Origin of the sequence: Paenibacillus peoriae KCTC 3763 (assembly GCF_000236805.1) — a bacterium.
Classification (GTDB): Bacteria; Bacillota; Bacilli; order Paenibacillales; family Paenibacillaceae; genus Paenibacillus; species Paenibacillus peoriae.
In genome coordinates this window covers 1-15,574 of sequence record NZ_AGFX01000049.1, presented here as the reverse complement: position 1 = coordinate 15,574, position 15,574 = coordinate 1, and the positions used below count along the sequence as shown (strand labels likewise).

At 40.4% G+C, this 15,574-nt stretch carries 20 protein-coding genes; 19 read left to right on the top strand and 1 reads right to left on the bottom strand.

Annotation, left to right across the window (positions count from 1 at the left end; all coding sequences use genetic code 11):
* The first annotated feature begins 683 nt into the window (after nucleotides 1-683).
* The 3 genes from KQI_RS28280 to KQI_RS0126380 all read left to right on the top strand — a co-directional run bounded on the left by KQI_RS28280 (nucleotide 684) and on the right by KQI_RS0126380 (nucleotide 3,324).
* Nucleotides 684-860, top strand: a complete 177-nt coding sequence (locus KQI_RS28280) for an aspartyl-phosphate phosphatase Spo0E family protein (protein WP_010349916.1) — start codon at nucleotides 684-686, stop codon at nucleotides 858-860.
* 74 nt (nucleotides 861-934) lie between these two features.
* Nucleotides 935-1,771 carry an ArdC family protein gene (locus tag KQI_RS0126385; RefSeq protein WP_010349915.1) on the top strand — a complete coding sequence of 279 codons (837 nt, stop codon included), beginning with the start codon at nucleotides 935-937 and terminating at the stop codon, nucleotides 1,769-1,771.
* A 389-nt stretch (nucleotides 1,772-2,160) separates the two neighbouring features.
* Nucleotides 2,161-3,324, top strand: a complete 1,164-nt coding sequence (locus KQI_RS0126380; RefSeq protein ID WP_010349914.1) for a replication initiator protein A — start codon at nucleotides 2,161-2,163, stop codon at nucleotides 3,322-3,324.
* Between the two features lie 645 nt (nucleotides 3,325-3,969).
* On the opposite strand, the gene KQI_RS28665 is transcribed toward KQI_RS0126380, so the two are convergent.
* Nucleotides 3,970-4,389 carry a hypothetical protein gene (locus KQI_RS28665; protein ID WP_029390353.1) on the bottom strand — a complete coding sequence of 140 codons (420 nt, stop codon included), beginning with the start codon at nucleotides 4,387-4,389 and terminating at the stop codon, nucleotides 3,970-3,972.
* Nucleotides 4,390-4,796: 407 nt separating this feature from the next.
* Between KQI_RS28665 and KQI_RS0126370 the strand changes: the two genes are divergently transcribed.
* From KQI_RS0126370 to KQI_RS0126295, 16 genes are all read left to right on the top strand, one after another.
* Nucleotides 4,797-5,561 (top strand): ParA family protein, encoded by a 765-nt coding sequence (locus KQI_RS0126370; protein ID WP_010349912.1) that lies wholly within the window; start codon nucleotides 4,797-4,799, stop codon nucleotides 5,559-5,561.
* Nucleotide 5,562: 1 nt separating this feature from the next.
* On the top strand, nucleotides 5,563-5,820 hold the full coding sequence (locus KQI_RS0126365) for a hypothetical protein (protein WP_411830931.1): 258 nt from the start codon (nucleotides 5,563-5,565) through the stop codon (nucleotides 5,818-5,820).
* Nucleotides 5,821-6,292: 472 nt separating this feature from the next.
* On the top strand, nucleotides 6,293-6,520 hold the full coding sequence (locus KQI_RS0126360) for a hypothetical protein (protein ID WP_010349910.1): 228 nt from the start codon (nucleotides 6,293-6,295) through the stop codon (nucleotides 6,518-6,520).
* Nucleotides 6,521-6,670: 150 nt separating this feature from the next.
* Nucleotides 6,671-6,868 (top strand): hypothetical protein, encoded by a 198-nt coding sequence (locus KQI_RS0126355; protein WP_010349908.1) that lies wholly within the window; start codon nucleotides 6,671-6,673, stop codon nucleotides 6,866-6,868.
* Complete coding sequence (locus KQI_RS0126350; protein WP_010349907.1) at nucleotides 6,861-7,520, top strand: ATPase; 660 nt, start codon at nucleotides 6,861-6,863, stop codon at nucleotides 7,518-7,520. Before KQI_RS0126355 ends, KQI_RS0126350 begins: the two co-directional genes overlap by 8 nt.
* A gap of 68 nt (nucleotides 7,521-7,588) precedes the next feature.
* Nucleotides 7,589-7,813 (top strand): hypothetical protein, encoded by a 225-nt coding sequence (locus KQI_RS0126345; RefSeq protein WP_010349906.1) that lies wholly within the window; start codon nucleotides 7,589-7,591, stop codon nucleotides 7,811-7,813.
* Nucleotides 7,814-7,965: 152 nt separating this feature from the next.
* Nucleotides 7,966-8,304, top strand: coding sequence for a hypothetical protein (locus tag KQI_RS0126340; RefSeq protein WP_010349905.1), 339 nt, complete (start codon nucleotides 7,966-7,968; stop codon nucleotides 8,302-8,304).
* Between the two features lie 24 nt (nucleotides 8,305-8,328).
* On the top strand, nucleotides 8,329-8,703 hold the full coding sequence (locus KQI_RS0126335) for a YhjD family protein (protein WP_010349904.1): 375 nt from the start codon (nucleotides 8,329-8,331) through the stop codon (nucleotides 8,701-8,703).
* Nucleotides 8,704-9,207 (top strand): DUF2538 family protein, encoded by a 504-nt coding sequence (locus KQI_RS0126330; protein WP_010349903.1) that lies wholly within the window; start codon nucleotides 8,704-8,706, stop codon nucleotides 9,205-9,207.
* A gap of 18 nt (nucleotides 9,208-9,225) precedes the next feature.
* Nucleotides 9,226-10,167, top strand: a complete 942-nt coding sequence (locus KQI_RS27370) for a tyrosine-type recombinase/integrase (protein WP_010349902.1) — start codon at nucleotides 9,226-9,228, stop codon at nucleotides 10,165-10,167.
* A gap of 15 nt (nucleotides 10,168-10,182) precedes the next feature.
* Nucleotides 10,183-10,503 (top strand): hypothetical protein, encoded by a 321-nt coding sequence (locus tag KQI_RS27500; RefSeq protein ID WP_010349901.1) that lies wholly within the window; start codon nucleotides 10,183-10,185, stop codon nucleotides 10,501-10,503.
* A gap of 24 nt (nucleotides 10,504-10,527) precedes the next feature.
* The gene (locus KQI_RS0126315; RefSeq protein WP_010349899.1) at nucleotides 10,528-11,013 is read left to right on the top strand and encodes a DUF2538 family protein; all 486 of its coding nucleotides are present in this window, start codon (nucleotides 10,528-10,530) and stop codon (nucleotides 11,011-11,013) included.
* Between the two features lie 413 nt (nucleotides 11,014-11,426).
* A complete protein-coding gene (locus KQI_RS0126310; RefSeq protein ID WP_010349898.1) occupies nucleotides 11,427-11,753 on the top strand; it encodes a plasmid mobilization protein in 327 nt (108 codons plus the stop codon).
* A 5-nt stretch (nucleotides 11,754-11,758) separates the two neighbouring features.
* Nucleotides 11,759-13,228: a relaxase/mobilization nuclease domain-containing protein gene (locus tag KQI_RS0126305; protein ID WP_010349897.1), complete on the top strand. Its 1,470-nt coding sequence runs from the start codon at nucleotides 11,759-11,761 to the stop codon at nucleotides 13,226-13,228.
* Nucleotides 13,229-13,457: 229 nt separating this feature from the next.
* Nucleotides 13,458-14,168, top strand: coding sequence for a haloacid dehalogenase-like hydrolase (locus KQI_RS0126300; RefSeq protein WP_010349896.1), 711 nt, complete (start codon nucleotides 13,458-13,460; stop codon nucleotides 14,166-14,168).
* 8 nt (nucleotides 14,169-14,176) lie between these two features.
* Complete coding sequence (locus tag KQI_RS0126295) at nucleotides 14,177-15,544, top strand: sensor histidine kinase (protein ID WP_010349895.1); 1,368 nt, start codon at nucleotides 14,177-14,179, stop codon at nucleotides 15,542-15,544.
* The last annotated feature ends 30 nt before the right edge of the window (nucleotides 15,545-15,574 follow it).

The following is a 15,574-nucleotide window of genomic DNA, read 5'->3' as shown; positions in this document are numbered from 1 at the left end:
CCAAGCGACCCCGGAAAAATCATCCGGGTTCCATTGGGATTCTTAACGGGCCTAGCAAGGAAGCTAAAGACTCTGGGGCAATGCTCATACATCATGAGGCTTGCTCCGTTCCGTTTCACTCCACTATACAAACCTCATAATGTACTACGAAGCAAAATAAGGAACCATGACTCCATTACGCTCCGCTCCATTCCTTCATCGTTCCAAAACCTTTTCGGGTAGACCCTTCGAAGACAAAACCTTGTGGGCAAGATCGAAGAAGTAAAGACAAGGCCCGTTCGCACACGTATCCTGCGTGCAGCCTTACCATATTCCGTTTTTCAAAGAGATCATTCGTATACCATAGCCATCTAGTCGCATGGGATCATATAGAACCTCTCCGGGCAAGGCGAAAAAATTTTTTTGAGAAGTACGCTCAAAATAATTTTTGTCGTCCCTTCGGGCAGCCTTGCCCTGCGAGAACCTATATGATCTTAAATCTGCGACGGCTACGGTATACGAATGATTTTGCTCTTTGAAAACTTCATAAGGTAAGGCAAGACAGCAAGCAAGAAACTGCTCACAAACCTTAAAGGATTCCGCTCATCGCCGCTAGGGCTAGACAGGCAAACGGTTCCGAATGAGGGGTAGGGCCAAAAAAAGTCAACTCTAATTAAGCAATTTTGAAAGGAGGTGATGGCGACATGAGCGTGGAGGCGTTGCGTAATCAGATTGAAGAGTTGCGTAAAGAACTCGTTGATTTAGCGGAACGGCTGGGTTTAACGGCGATGGAGGTTGTGGAGAAATCGCAAAAGTTGGACAAAGTGCTGAATGAATATGATCGGCAAGTTCAAAGACAAACAAAAGGCCCGTTTGTTTAGCAGAACAAACGAGCCGGGGCGAAGATATGAGACCCCTTCGCCCCTCCATTATAACACATAAGGGAGAGGTTAACATGAGTGAAAAAATCTATGAAATGATTACAAATCGTATGATAGAGCTTTTGGAAAAAGGGGTTGTTCCTTGGCGCAGACCGTGGAAGGTTGGCGGTGCTGTCAATTGGAAAACTCAGAAGCCATACCGCGGCATTAATACCCTGCTACTTGAACCCGGTGAATACGCAAGCTTCAAGCAGATTAGCGAAGCTGGTGGGAAAGTCAAAAAAGGGGAAAAATCAGAAATTGTTGTGTTTTGGACATGGCTAGAGAAAGAAGATAAAGACGGGGAACCCGTGAAAATCCCGTTCCTCCGATACTATAGAGTCTTTGAGATCAATAGACAGTGTGAGGGGCTACAGAGTAAAAGGAATGATCAAACATTTGACCACGATCCTATAGAAGCAGCAGAGCGGATTTGTGAAGGCTATAAGGATGCTCCGCCTGTCCGTTTTGCTTCCGGGCGTGCGTTCTATCGTCCAGCTGACGATATTGTGAGCGTGCCGCCTATCTGTGATTACAGCAAGCCAGAAGAATATTACAGCACACTATTTCACGAGCATGTACACAGCACAGGCCATGAAAACCGTTTGAATCGTGTGGGAATTACCGAGCTTGCAGCCTTTGGGGATGAGAGCTACAGCAAAGAGGAATTAGTTGCAGAAATCGGGGCGGCAATGCTTTGTGGTGTCGCTGGCATTGATAACAGCACTATAGAGAACAGCGCGGCTTATGTGGGCAGTTGGTTGCGCAAGCTTAAAGATGATAAGAAGTTAGTCGTACAGGCCGCAGGACAGGCACAGAAGGCCGCAGATCATATTTTAGGGGTAACGTTCCAAGAGGCAGCTTCCGAGTAACCAGAGCGCCCCACATCCAACCGGGTCCCTTCCCGGTTGGATGTGGGAAGTTCATTATTTTGTTGTACACAAAATTGAAACCTGGATCTCACCTAAAGGTGTATTTTTGTACTCAAAACATCAGCTGCCGGCTTGAACGTTTCCAGAATTCTGTGTACGGATTTTGTATTAAAAAAAGTGGCCATTGAAAGGAGTGTGTACAATGTACACTCAAAGGAAAAAACAAGCGATTCCCATGTATACCAATGGCAAGTTAAGAAATGGTAGACTATACGTAAGAACCCGATCAGGGAATTGGATTCATTTGCGATTGCTTCTACTTGATATAGAATAATATACAGACACGGCAGGATTCGGACTTGGTTAATTTCCGAAGTAGGGGAGGCTTTATGACAGAATTTAATGAAATTGAAGTGTGTCTTGATGATATAACAAGTGAATTTTTAAAGAGAACAAGGAAAATCGGTGATCCGTTAAAGGCAGCGACCATTTATCAGGAAACAGTGGACGAGTTAAGTACAAAGCTTATTCAGAGCGTTCCAGCAAAGTCACTATTCATGTTTGCAAATCAATATATTGATTCTGTAAAGACTCAGCAGCATGATAATGAAGCCGATGCAGCCAGAGCAAAGGCTAAGATTGAAATTTTGGAAAGAGCGCTGAAAGTGAAGTCAGGGGAATACTTGCGTGAGGTTGTACCCATTAACAGAAATATAGCGCAGCACGCTTTGTTTTCTGCTAATCCGAAGAATATTCCTAATCAGCCCACAACTACTGTACACGGCGTGCGTTCTGTCCATATAAAGAATAACACAGGAGAGGTGCTGACCACTTATGAGGCCCGTGTAATGGGCGCTATACAGTCTCTATGGTTCAAACAGAATGTAGACGGGAAACCCTATGTTGAATTGAAATATGCCGACATATTGCATGAATTAGGGTTAACGGATGGATCGGCAAACTATAAGCGCATCCAGGAAGCTCTAATGCGGCTTATGAAAATAGAAGTGACCTTAACACAGTATCAACGCTCTATGGACTCGGAATATGAAGAGATCGCTTTTACTCGGCTAATAGATCAAATTATATTCAGACGCAAGGTTGGCACAGCAAACCATTTCCAGTACAAGTTTCAAATCAAGCTGCCTGAATGGTTAGTTGAAGCTAATCGGGTCGGGAATTTGTTTGATATTTCCCTCATTCTAATGAATGACTTGAAATCGTATTTAGCACAAGGACTGTACTGGTTAGTATCATCTTATCCCGAAGAATCTACAGTTACGTTTGAACTTCAAACGCTGGCTGGTCATTTTCACTTTTTAGATGATAACGAGCCGATCATGCAGGTTTATAAAATCGTTGAGCGTATTAAGAGCGCATGTATTGAACTGCAAGCAGTAGGCTTTATAGAGCGCTTCGAATTCAAAGGAAAGAAACAAGGATTACAGGAACGCTATTTGACGGTCACGAAAAACCCGATATTCCTAAATACATTAGCTCAATCGAGAGAATTGATTCCAGAGCAATTAGAGCTTTTTCCTGACCCCTCATAGGGGTCATTTTTAATTATGCTGAAAACATCCGTTTGACTACGGAAAACAAGAAAAAACATCCGTTTGACTACGGAAAACCACCAAAAAAAATGCAAAAAATATGAAATTACTTGCTAAATCGTTCCTGTTCTCCGAAACATCCATTTGACTACGGAAAACCCATCCGAAACATCCGTTTGACTACGGAAAACACAAAAAAAACATCCGTTTGACTACGGAAAATGAATACTGTCGCAATTTGCCAAAATTTAAATCTATGACGTATGATATTAATAGGTTCAAAGTTCCCCAAAAACGAACCTTAAAAATAGCAAAAAGCCCACACACCAACACTGCAAAATGTCTCCGTCGCCAAACTAAGCCATTTTGTAGCGTCTCAAGAGTATGAGCCTTTACTATATTATGGGGCTATTATACTATATCCCTTAATTCAAAGTAAAGTAAGGACTCTCTCTTTCCTGATGCCATTTTTAGGTGTGCTGCGGAAATTGAGAGTTTTTTTGTGCATTCCTATACATAGCATAGGGCTAATTTCATAATCGAATATCGGGCGTTCGCATCCACTTTTTTTAAAAATGGACATGCGAGGGCTTAGTTCCTTATTGCCTTTTTTAAGAACTAAGTAGGATGCCACCCAAAACGACATTAAACAAACTCAGCGCCGCGATAGCGGCCCTGTTGATGGTGATGGTTCCTGTCGTCCCACCCCCTGCGTAGTGTCCCTCCAGCGGAGCCGACGAAGTTCGGTACAGCAGTCTGGAGACAAGATGGCTGTAGGTGTCCTCCGTTGATGGGTGAAAGTCTATCTGTAAGCCCACCCTCCAGATTGGCGTTGTGACTCCAACGACCAATGTCCCGTCCGTGTGACCGTGTAAAAGCGGTCAGGCTGCCAGGGGGAGTTAGTACGACTATGCGCGATAAAGCACGACCTGGACGCGCTCCACTCCCTGAAAGCGATACGACCGATGGCTGGCTCCATACGCCTGACATCAGCCTATTTGCCGCAGTTCCCCCTGTATAGGGGGGCTGCGGCTCTCTCCCTCCTGCTTCTCCTCCGCCTGCCATAAACCCCCTTCGCTGTCAACCAAAAGTTTTGAGCCGCAAATGCAGGGGTGGGCGTGGGGAGGATGATTTTAATCTAAAAGGCGAGCGTAGCTCGGCTACCTTATTAAAAGGGCTGTGGATATCTTTAGGGGGAGGGGCCGACTTTTCCACAGGTTTTAAGAAGTATGCTAGAAATGCTTGCATTGCGGTGGGCCTACTGTTTATGATTTTTCACTATATGAAATATTCATAATAGGGAAGTGGAGGAATGACCGCAGATTACACCTGTAGCCGCACCTGCGGCACAACAACATTTTGGTGCAAGTTTATTGGCTTAATCCGTCTTATAAAATGTCTACGTTTATGTTTACGTATACGTAAATGTATGTTATAATTACATCAATAATAAGGTATGGGAGGGCATGTTTATGGCAAAGGTTATCTCATTTGGAATACAAAAAGGTGGTTCAAGCAAGACAACTACTTCCGGAATTGTTGCTTATATTCTTAGCCAGGAATACGGCAAAAAAGTCCTTGCTGTTGATCTGGATTCTCAGGGAAATTTGACTGAATTATTGACACAGCAAGATATTTATAACTTTCATGAGAAAACCGTTTTTGAAGCGCTAAAGGAAAAAGACGCTCGTAAGTATGTACATAACGTATCTGAGGGGCTAGACTTGCTCACAGCAGAAGACCATTTAGCGCGTTTTCCTTCATGGCTGTATGAATCCTACCGTGGGAATAGATCGCTGGTGCTAAAAGAAACTCTTGAGAACGTACAGAGTGAGTATGATTTCATTATTATTGACACGCCGCCAGCTCTAGGTGACCAGACCATTAATGCGCTGGCTGCATCTGATGCAGTTGTTGCTATGTTCGAAGCAAGTAAATTTTGTTACTCAGCAATTGGCCGTTTTTTAGAAACATGCATTCATATACAGGAGCTGGTCAATAAGGATATGAAGGTTGCAGGTATTTTCCGTTCTCTCATAGATGCAAGGAGAACCGATAATAAGGCGCTGATAGAGTTGATCGAAGAAGAATACGGGGAGCTATGCTTTGAAACTATAATGACCCGTACAGCTGCTATTGGACGCTTATCGATCAATGGGTTTAAAGATAACCCTGAATTAAATCAAGGTCTGAAACTGTACAGAGAATTCGTTAAGGAGTTGGTTCAGCGTGTCTAAGATGGACGAATTAAAAAATAAGATTAGAAGTACATCCAGCGGCAGTGTTCATCCAGAACTTATTGATACATCTCAAGACATTAAACCGAAGCCGAACCCTAAGAAGAAGAAATTTGAAGAAACGCATACAAGGGATACGGTTTGGATCGAGAATGATTTAAAAACGAAATTAGACAGCCAGAGTGTGGAAAATGGCAGAGGGGAGAAAACAAGGATCATTAATGAAGCATTGAGGCTCTATTTTAATAGTAGCAACTGAATAGTCACGTAAACGTACACGTTTACGTTTACTCAATATTATAACCTACACATGGAGTTATCTGCTTGGATCGCGGATAACTCTTTTTATTAGGATAAGGATATCATAAATGTATATACATACGTAAACGTTTACGGATACGTACACGAATACGTAAACGTTTGTATTTACAGGATTGTGGTTGCGTTGTTAATTAGTAATAATATGTAAACGTAATTGTTTACGTACACATAAATGTAAATGTATACGTAAACGTAATTGTTCGAGTGCAGTTTGGTGAAGAGTGATAATGCACACAAACGTAAATGTTTACGAATACGTATACATAAACGTTTGTGTAGTATGTTTTGATATGTACACGTAAATGTTTACGTATGTATTTGAATAGCTTATAAAACAGGGCTTTGGTTACTATGTAATTAGGCATGAGTAAATGTTATAATTAGGAAACGCTAAGAAAGGAGGGGCAGGAATGCAGGAGTTTATTATAATCGTGCTGGTCGCCAGCTTTCTTTATCCTATGAAAAATCTGATTGGCCTTTTAACACGTTTAGCTTTGTTCGGTATGATGGCCTACACTCTGTTTTCAGGCTCTATTCCGAATTGGGGAGATAAATTATTTGCATTGATCATATTGTCCTTGCCTATTCTCATAAATTTGTTGGTTAGATTCCTGAAAATGAAAATAATTAAGGCTTAAACCGTCCTTTCAACAGGGACGGTTTTTTCAACACATAACAAAAGTTATGTATCGAAAATTTGTCAGAAAAGCTTGTTTTTCAACACATAACTGTGTTAAAATGAATATATAAATTCAACACATAACTTTTTCTAAAGGCGGCGATTATTGATGAGTCGAATTTCCACAAATGAATTGAAAGATGTTTTGAAGAGAGCGACACAATCAGCTCGTGAAGAAGCTAAGAAAAATGGTGTCCCTGCTGTCTATGAAGAGAATGGAGTAATGGTGAAGGAGTATCCAGATGGTAAGAAAACGAGACTTGTTTTCACTACAGAAGGACGAAAAGAAGTAGCATATCATGAATAAACCTGTCATGACTGTTTTTGCTGGTACAAATGGAGCTGGTAAAAGCACGCTGACTAAACAATTAGTCAGTCAGATCGGTGAGGTAATCGACCCGGATGCCATTGCTAAAAGTATTAATCCAGTTAATCCTGAAAGTGTTTCTCCAGCAGCTGGGAGGGAAACTTTAAACCGTGTAAAAGAGTGTATCCGGGCAGGGAAAAGCTTTTCCATTGAAACAACCCTTTCTGGCAAAACTGCCATTCGTCAAATGGAACAGGCCAAAGCAGCCGGGTTTGAAGTCGATTTGTATTATGTTGGCTTAAAAAATGTTGAGTACCATATAAGCCGTGTTGAAATGCGTGTTGCTCAAGGAGGGCATTTCATACCGGAAGAAGACATTAGGCGCCGTTATGATCGGTCACTTACAAATTTGGCTATCGCTTCAAAAATCGCTGATCGGACATACGTTTTTGACAATACTTCTGAGTTCACACAATTACTCGAAATTGAGAGAGGCCAGGTGCATTATTTCGTGGACAAGCTGCCTGAGTGGGCCAGACGTTCCTTCGACTCGCGTTCTACATTAGCTGAAAAGCTGAATAGGCTTAAACCCTTAGTAGACAAACATGAGGCTGAACGGAAACCTAAAGGCAGGGATGAGCTAGAGAGATAAGGCGCGGCCCTCTATCGCTTTTTTATGACCCTAAAAGATACATAACAGACCCATTAGGAGGTATGTTAATGGCTAGAACAACGTCTAAGGATACAAGGCCGAGAGTAGATACCAGCAGTGGAGTCAAGGCATCATTACGTACAGTACGGGATGCATTGAGGTGCAAGACTGATTCAGAAACTATCGCTTATTTATTAGCCCTATATGATGATTCTTATGAAAAGATAACGCTTGTGAAGGATAAACAGTATCGAGAAAAAGCAGAAACAATTGATCGGCAACTATCATTTTAGTTCTGTACACAAAAAACAATCCTGGCGAGCTGCTTCAGATCCATTTTTGTACACAAAAAGCATCGAACTGGCGAGATCCGGAATGATTTTTTGAGTACAACTCTGCCCACGTAACTAACGGATCAAAACAACTTTATAAGGAGTGTGTGTACGTGTCGAGAGCAACGATACAGGTTCCAGATGAATTGAAAGTGGAGATAGAGAACTTGAAAGATAAGTTTAATGCAAAGACAACGTATGGTGTGATTGAAAGCTTAATTCAAGTTCATAAGGATTTCCAGAATTATAAGCAGGAGATAAAGAAGGAGAAAGCGCGTTTGGAGAAAGAGGCTTTAGAAATAGGAGAGGATCACAAGCGAAAATTTGTCGCACTCAAGCAAGAACTCAATCTAAATGAAAATTCTTCTGCGCTTGAATTTCTTTTACATCATTACACGACATCAAGCGGACTGGATAAGTCCACATTTGAGCTGTATCGGTCTTTAAAGTGATGCAGAATCATTTCAGGAGGGGAAATGCGTAAAGCTGATACAGAGGACTTGGCGTTAGTTAAAGCATACTTGGAATTACCTGTCTTACTTGAGGTTTTAGAGCTGAATATCAAAAAAATGAGGGAAGCTGATTTCAAGCTTCGTCACATTTTTGAGTTGCAGCTAAAGAGTATACAAGACGAAATTATAAAGCAGCAGCGTTCTGTTAGGCAGAGAATGAGGCAAAAGGGAATTAAAATAATTGACGAGAAAAGAACGCCTCATTCTCTCGCTGCTGAGTTTCTTTGCAGAGGATATGTGGACTCTATTTCGATGCTTTGGGGTAAGGTGAAAGCTGACACAGAGATTATGCTTGCTGATTTTTTAGGTGTAGATATTGAGCGAGTTGAGAGAGAGTGAATGGTTTTAATTGATGCTGTTAGTGAAATAGAGACGGAGGCGAGCGGTGTGTACTTTGTAAACGAAACCCATCAAAGTAACTTTTACAAGCTTGTTCAATTTTATCATTCGGTAAATGATCCAGAGTATAAGTCTTTATGTTATATTCTCGCACTTCCTGAAATTCACAACCGGACTAATGGTAAATTTGGTGAAGAAGGCCCGATGGAATGGATGTACAAATTTCAGGACAAGGAAGTTGAAGTGGAAGACCTTCTCACAAAAGAGAAGAGCGTAATTATTGATCGGATTTATGAAGAGGACGAGAGAGGAAATGGAATTGAAACAGAAGCGTATTCGACATTATCTAGCGGATATCGAAAATTGATACTTTTAGGAGTTAACCTGTTCAACAGCAGCTATGACGATTTCAACCTTTGCGATGCTTTAGGGACTTGGGGCAACGAATTGATCAAAGTTTATCAGCAAGCAGTTTTAGTGCGGTTGGATCGTGAAGTTAATTGAAATTAGGACGTGAATGCGATGACTGACCACATACAAGATTTTGAAGCATGGCTGCTAGAAGATGGAGCGAGTAAAAACACTATAGATCGCTATGTTACCGTAGCAAAATTTTTCATTGAGTGGCACAACCGGATAATGAAAAGTGAGGTGTTTGATCCCGTAAATGTGTCGGGCCGGGACTTGAATGCTTGGAAAAAGTATTTGCTAGAAGAAGCGACATACCAGCGCGGCAACGAAAAACCAAAAAGATATTCAGTCAGTTCTGTGAATAATTTTGTGAAATCAATCCGCACTTTTTTTCGGTTTCTCGATGAGAATGAACTTATTAAAACTAATCCAGCGTTAAAAATAAAACCGCAGAAAATAGCTGCTGATTTTGACCAAGACCCAAGATGGTTGGAGCGGTTTGAACGTAATAAGCTACTCAGGGTTGTGGATGATAAGAATTTAGAGCAAAAGAACCGTTGGAAGTTTACGCGCAATCGAGCGATTGTCTATGTACAGCTATACGCTGGACTTCGGGTAAGCGAAGTCATCGACCTGGAAACGGAAGATATCTCATTTGAAACTGGCTATCTGTTTGTGCGTGATGGTAAAGGCGGTAAGGCCAGACGTATTGAAATGAACAAGGATTTACGCTTGGCACTCTCTGAATGGCTGGTTGAGCGTGGCGATCCAGACACTAAAAAATTATTCACTTCATCGAGAGGCGGCACGAGACTTACTAAACAAGGCGTTGAATACTTATATCGAACATTAAGCGAAAAAACAGGCATAGATGACTTAACTACTCATGTTCCTCGTCATACACTCGCCCATGATCTTATAGAGACTGGTTATTCCCTTCAAAGGGTGGCTGATATCTTAGGTCACACAAATCTGAATTACACTCGCGTTTATACAAAGTCGAGTAGTCAGGAACGCAGGGAGGCTTTAGAAAGTCTTTCTTCAATTGATTGAAAGGGGATTTGATTTATGGAGACAGGAAGTGTGAAGGCAATAGCTTTAGCTTATCAAACGGCAACACTTACTTATCCTAGTTTCGAAATTATGGAATTGCTAAAGCCGATTCCTTTTGAAAGAGTATTGGAATTATTACTGATTATGAGGCAGTCACCACGCCCTGTTAAATCACCTTTGAATTTTCTTCGAAGAGCTATTCAAGAAGGATGGAGTCCAGAAACAATGCCAGAAAGGGTTGATCGGCACAAGGAGTATTTAGAGGAAAATCATTATGTTCGTCAGGGTTACACGATTGATCAAGCTCGGGAAAAAGTCCAAAGGAATAGGCAATAATTATAGAATAGGAGAGTGTATGCAATGGATATGAAAGATCAAATGAAAACAGAAAAAGAACAATCTGGACAACCTACCCAAAGAGGCATGACGTTGGGAAACGTTTGGTTTTCTTCTAAGGAACACGGAGAAAACTTCATTCAACTTATAGAGAGATTTAATGCTTACAAAAACCCGGAATATGCGGCTGCTTGTTACGTTGTTTCTCACCCCGAAATTTATTACAGAGTTAATTGGAGTGAGTCTGATGGGCCAATAGGATGGTACTGGGGAGAGTGGATTGGAGAGGATGATAACGACGAAAATGGCTATCACTCTGAATCTAAAATCGTCGGGCAACTTTCCAGTTCATATAGAGGTCTGATTCAAGCAGCAGTCGAATTGTATACTGGTACTCAGCATTATTTTGACTTGATGAGTTGGCTTGGGAACGCTGGTGACGAGGTGTATAAACTATTTATACAATCGTTGGAAATTCGCAGGGATCGCTTTACAATTGAAATAATGTAATTTAATGAATATGGAAAATACATCGAACGATTAAATGAATAAGAAACGTAGTGGCAGTATGAATTTAGCCAAACGTTGGAGTTAGGAGCGTTTCGATAAAATCGTAACCTACTCTCCCCTTTTATACCGTCTGCCGATCTGGCAGGGTACGAGAGGACGTATCATTAGAACGGGCTTGAGCTGTTCGATTACATTGAAAACCTTCCTTTGCAGGGAGGTTTTTTGGTTTTTCTTTATTCCGAATGATGGAAATGATAGAATGTTGGATAGAGGCGTTTTGGGTTGTATTAGGGTAGCAAGCATTGGAAGTGTAGCTACACTTCCGAAAAAAACGCTTGTTAGGGTTTCACCCTAATACCCGTTCCATTTAGGGCTGCGCCCTAATACCCCTTTTAATGAGGATGGTGATCCTGTTGGCAAAAAAGCGATACAGAGATAAAGAAGTGAAGTTTTTTGTTACCGAGGGTGAACTTGAGATTATTGATAAAAAGGCAGCTGCCGCTGATTTAGATAGAAGTAAATACTGCCGCAGCATGACCCTTGATGGTCTGATAGTCAAACAAGATTTTAAACAGGTGGACGATTTGGTTTACGAAGTGAATAAGATCGGTACGAATATTAATCAGGTGGCGCGAAGGGCTAACGAGTTGGAGCATGTGACGTCCGATGACATCAAGTATCTGAAAAAGCAACTGGATGTTATCTATCAGCAGATTGAAAAATTTTACGGTGGAGGTTGATTTCATTGCCGTATGTTAAACAAATTACAATTAGATCAACACTGAACCGTTCCCTTAAATATATAGTGAATGATAATAAGACCGATCACGGTTGTTTGGTTACAGGGGTTAACTGTGCTTCTAATGATAAGCTTGCTTATAAGCAGATGTTTGCAAACAAAAAAAATCATAAAAAGGAAAAAGGGACACTGGGTTTTCACTTCATGCAGTCCTTTAAGGAAAATGAGATTACTGATCCGTACAAGGCTCATGAAATCGGATTGAAGTGGGCCGAGAAAATGTTTGGCGATAAATATCAATACGTTCTGAGCACTCACATAGACAAAGGCCATATTCATAACCATGTTGTTATAAATTCTGTTTCGTTGAGTGGGAAGAAGTTCAATGCCTGTAAACAGAGCTTGCAGGATGCAAGAGATTATTCAGATGAGATTGCAAAGGAATACAGCCTCAGTGTCATTCCTCCAAATGAACATGCTATTCCGAAATCCTATAAAGAATGGAACGAAGAGAAGAGAGGGAATTCGTGGAAGGCACATATCAAACATGACATAGATGAAGTCATTAAATCATCTAAATCTTTTGAAGAATTTATGCAGAACATGAAGCGACTTGGGTATACGATGAAGCAAGGCCATGTTAAATATATGACGTTCAAGGCTCCCGGTATGGAAAGATCAGTGCGCGGAAAAACTTTAGGGCCTGAATACACAGAGGAACGTATTAAGGAACGTATTCAACTCAGGGAGTTCAATTTTGTTGAATCAAAACGGAAATACAAGTATCGCTTTAATAGCAAGCCAACCCGTACGCAAATTTTTGACGCAGCAAGGAACTACAAATATAAAAGGGGTTCACTGGCGGTTAATTTCATGTTGACTATTGCTTTGCTACGGACGCTTACAAACCGTAAGGCAGAAGAAGCAGTAAGAAGAAATTCGCGTAGAGATTTCAGTATTGATATTGAAATATCGAAACTGTCCAAGCAGCTCCAGCTTATAACTGATTACAATTTAAAAAGCCGTGGTGATCTACAGCAAGCGATCAAAGATACAGAGCAACGATTGAGACAGATCAATGGAGTAATTGAGGAAGCGAACAATGCAAATCGAAATATCATTCTCATTAATCAGACAATCGAAGCTTACAACAAGCATAAGCCAATTTATGATGAATATAAGTCAGCAACAATCAGAAAAATGCTTGTTAAGAAAAAATATAGTGCGGAGATTGAAACATTTGAAAAGGCAATGAACCAACTGGATAAGCTTAATATTAAGGAAAAGGATTTTTCAGTTTACAGGGAAAGACAAAAGACATATGGAATAAAAATCGAACAGTTAAAGGAACGGCACAACACAATGACTAAAGAACTATACAAGCTTTCTGATATTGAAAAAACCTTGAATCAGAGAAATCAATTCGATTTGTCCAAAAGCAAGAACAACGAGCGTGACGAAAGGAAAGAACGGTAAATTTATCTGTACACAAAATTTAATCCAGGGATCTTCCTGCAGGAGTTCAATTGTACTCATTTAATTTCTTGGCCACGATTGAACTCCTATTTTTTGTACACAAAAATAGGACCAGCATTTAAAAGATCGGGACTAGACGCACAGATTATTTGTATATAATGACTCATTTTGCACAAGCGGATACCTGATAAAATGAATGGAAACCAATTATTAGGAGAAGGGAGAAGGCATGGACTACATTTCAGATTTTTCTTACATTGATGACTTGATTGACAATAAAGGAGTGAGGAACGCTGTTATTGATGTAGATAACACAATAACCAAAAGTAACATCGTGCAATTCTATCTGTTTATAAAAAAACAAGAAATTGGAGAAAAATTATGGCCGTTATATTTTTCTTCATTTGTTCTGCGTGCTCCATACTTTCTAACACTGGATGCCGTGTCACGGGATTCATTTAATAAACTTTTCGTCCTGAAAAAATTCAAAAAATACTCTTATGCTCAATTGGAATACTATTCAAAGTCGTTTTTTGAGAAAAGCTTAAAAAGGAAGTTCATTAGCTTTACTCACGATTTGATTTTCCATTTGAAAGAAAAAGGTGTTCACGTTGAATTGCTCTCGACGAATTTCGATTTGCTGGTAAAACAGTATGGACATTATTTTGATGTTCCGTATAGCTGCTTAAACGTAAAACCGGAAGGAAATGGGATAACAATAGATTTCTCAAATCTTGATGGCTTTAAGGGTAGAGAAATTGCAAAGTTTGATCCAGCTGTTACCCTCTCCATTGGAGATTCGAAATACGATTTACCAGCACTGAATCATGTGGACTATCCTTTCGTTGTTGCGAAGAAAGATGAGAAATGGATGGGTCAGATAAACAAAGAAGCTCGTTTTATTAAAGCCGACATAGTTCAACTGAGCGAAACATTATAGGAGGGAATATGGTATTTGTTCTTATTTTTTTATGGACAATTGCTGCTGTTCTCCTTGTAAACAACCCTAAAAATGAATCTACTCGGTGGGTTGCATTCTCTGCTTTTGCAGCTGGCGGCGGTGGTCTGTCTCGTGCAATGACTGAAACGGCCATTCCATACCTACATATACACGAGCTGCTCACGCCGACTATTGAAAATATACTCTTTAAATTTCACATTGTTGGTTCATTCATGAATCATAATGGACTGCCATATTGTTTTTTAATGTTTGCCATTAGTTATAGCGGATTCTTCAACAAACAATTGAAGAACAAGCTAACTTATGTGTTACTGATCCCAATAGTGATAATGCTTTTCAATACTCCATTCTATCCAGACATAAAAAACAATTTTCAAATACTCTTTATGTGGTGTGTTCCTTATCTATTGGTCGGGATGACATTATTGATAGTCAGCTATGCTAAAGAGAGCATTCAATTAGTTAAACGGAATCGCTTCTATGTTATTCTGTTCACTTCCCCACCAATCATTTTTCAAATTTTTGTGAACTACACATTTAAGGCGTTTTTTAATTTTGAGGAAGTGTGGAGGTTAATGCCTTTAGTTATAACCCTTTTGTTCATGACTTTTGTTATTTTGATTTCAAAGCATGGGCTGTTAGGTGTAAGGCTCAGATTCGATAATTTCAAGCGTGAAAGTGCGATGCGTGCTGTTACTTCGGGGGCGTCAGCGCTGAACCATACTATAAAAAATGAAATTGGGAAAATTGACATACTTTCCGACCGGATTAAGTATGAAGCAGAACGGGAAAATCCGAAGCCAATTGTAAAAGACATTGATACTATAATGGACTCCACCGCACACATGCTATCAATGGTTGATCGAATTCAGAAACATTCCCAAGAGATCATACTTATACCTGATTACTATAAGGTCTGTGAAGTTATCGAATCCAGTATTGAAATGAGTTCGCCGTATTTGGAAAAGAAGAATATTGACGTTGTTAGGCATGTTAAAACCGATGTAAAAATGTATTGTGACGGTGTGCATATGCAAGAGGTTCTGCGGAATCTGATTAAAAATGCAGCAGAAGCGATGGAACATAATGGACAGCTGCGGATATCTGCATATGACACCCGAAAGGCTATCGTTATTGAAGTCCAAGATAATGGCCCGGGCATCGATCAGGAAGATTTAACCCGAATATTTCACCCATACTTCACAACTAAAAACAGAAGTAAGAATTTCGGATTAGGCTTGGCCTATTGCATGAATGTTATGCATAAGCACGGTGGAAAAATTGATGTGCAGTCCAAGAAGGGTTTAGGTACAACTTTTATTCTGCAAATTCCTATAACTGAACAACCCGTATAGCGCCATATTGTGTGTTTAAAACGAAGGCTC